The organism is Mesorhizobium sp. M1A.F.Ca.ET.072.01.1.1 (genome assembly GCF_004023325.1).
Lineage (GTDB): Bacteria > Pseudomonadota > Alphaproteobacteria > Rhizobiales > Rhizobiaceae > Mesorhizobium.
Genome location: NZ_RZSF01000592.1, coordinates 1 through 1,934, shown reverse-complemented (window position 1 = coordinate 1,934; position 1,934 = coordinate 1). Strand labels below are relative to the sequence as shown.

Below are 1,934 nucleotides of genomic sequence, written 5' to 3'. Positions count from 1 at the left end.
CTGCGGCACGACCGGCGTTCCGGTCTCGGTCGCGAGCCGCATGATGCGGCTCACTTCCTCGACGCTGCCCGGCCTCAGCACCAGCGGTGTCCGGCCATGCCAGAGGCCGCGCCGCTCGATGATGTAGGGCGCGATGTCAGCCTGATCGCGCAGCGCGTATCTGTCGCCGACAATGGCAGCGAAGCGCTCGATGAGGGCAGGATCGAGGTCGAAGGGCTGGTCATTCATGCGCCCAAACCTAGAGCAATTCCAGGAAAAGTGTGAAGCGGTTTTCCGTCCGGAATTGCGTCAAAACAAAGAGATAGGTCAGTCGATCTTGTCGCGCGGGGCAGCGGCGCGCGCGAGCCGGTCGTTGATCGCCTCGCCCAAGCCGTCGGCCGGGACCGGCTCGACGGCGATCGTGGCCGCGCCGCTGCGGTCGAGCGCCTGCATATAGGCGAAAAGATTGGCGGCGGCCTCCCGCAGATCGCCCGCCTCGGAAAGATTGCGCAGCGCCACGGCATCCCGCCAGCCTTCAGCGCGAGCGCGGCCGAAGGCGAGCAGCGCCTCGCCGCTGGCGAGCTTGCCGACATTGAGCCGCATCGATGCGCCCGGCGCGTAATGCGAGGCGAGCATGCCGGGCGCCTGGATTCCGGCAGCGCCGCGGATCACCTCAACGTCGGCGACCGCTTCAATGTCCCGGGCAGCAATGCCGCCGGGTCGTAGCAGACGCAGCTTGCCGTCTTCGATCTTGACGATCGTCGATTCCAGGCCGACGGGCGTCGCGCCGCCGTCGACCACCAGCTTGATCTTCTCGCCGAGATCAGCCGCCACGGCCTCGGCCGTCGTGGCGCTGATCCTGCCGGAGGAATTGGCGCTGGGCGCCGCGAGCGGCCGGCCCAATCTCGCGATCAGCTCGCCGCCGAAGCCTCTCGGCATGCGCAACGCGATCGTGTCAAGCCCGGCTGTGACGAGCGGATGGATGCCGTTTTCCGCGCGCTGCGGCAACACCAGCGTCAGCGGACCGGGCCAGAAAGCTTCCGCCAGCTTTGTTGACAATAGATCGAATGTAGCAATGCGGTTTGCCATGGCGAGGTCGGCGACGTGGGCGATCAGCGGGTTGAAGCGCGGGCGACCCTTGGCCTCGAAGATACGCGCCACGGCAGCCCCATTCGTGGCGTCACCTGCCAGTCCGTAAACGGTCTCGGTCGGGATGGCGACAACATCGCCGCCTTCGAGCAGCGCCAGCGCCCTTTCCATCGCCTCGCCGACGCCAAGTATCTCAGCCAAATTCACCACCGATCCTGAACATGCCGGTCCCGTAATACGGCATGGCAGCAGGGGCAAGGGCGCGCATTGGCGATTTATCAATCCCTAAAATGTTAAGTTTCCGCGCAAGCCGGCATCAATTCGCCGACGCTAGGGTGCGGATTTCCGGTTGGTGGGCGGAGAGTTGTCGTGATGCGTATGTCTTGCTTCGATGCAATTGCGAACGGAAAGCTGTTACGTCGCTTTCCTGGAATTGCTCTAGGAGCGGTCGTTATCGGTCTTCTGGCGACGAGCGGCTTGGCACAGGCTTCGTCCATCGTCGTGCTCGGCGCGGCGACCTCGACGCCATCCATTGTCAGGCTGGCCGCGATCGAGCCCGGCAAGGCTACACCGTCAGTTGTGGCGCTCGGCGAGCCGGTGCCAGCCGTCACCGATGAGAAAGTAGCCGCGATCCCGGAGAAATCCGGACAGAGGCACGCGCAAACGCCGACGATCATTCGCGGCGGCATCGTCGGCGGCGCCTCGGCGACGCCCGCGGCGACTGCCCCGGCCAAAGAGGCCGCGACACCGGCAAACGGCACCGCGCCCGCCGCCACGCCTCCCAACGGAACGGCTGCGGCCACGCCCCCCAACGGCACGGCTCAGGCTGCCGCCAACGGCGATACCAAAGCTTCCGAGAACAACCC

General features: G+C 65.9%; 2 protein-coding genes and 1 pseudogene. 1 reads left to right on the top strand and 2 read right to left on the bottom strand.

What is annotated here, in order from left to right:
- Both EOA32_RS36675 and EOA32_RS36670 read right to left on the bottom strand, forming a co-directional pair.
- A pseudogene (locus EOA32_RS36675) lies at positions 1-228 on the bottom strand (FAD-binding oxidoreductase); the annotation flags it as partial.
- A gap of 78 nt (positions 229-306) precedes the next feature.
- On the bottom strand, positions 307-1,269 hold the full coding sequence (locus EOA32_RS36670; protein ID WP_189407698.1) for an L-threonylcarbamoyladenylate synthase: 963 nt from the start codon (positions 1,267-1,269) through the stop codon (positions 307-309).
- Between the two features lie 276 nt (positions 1,270-1,545).
- On the opposite strand from EOA32_RS36670, the gene EOA32_RS36665 reads away from it, so the two are divergent.
- A partial coding sequence (locus tag EOA32_RS36665) for a hypothetical protein (protein WP_128374267.1) occupies positions 1,546-1,934 on the top strand: 389 nt, incomplete at its 3' end.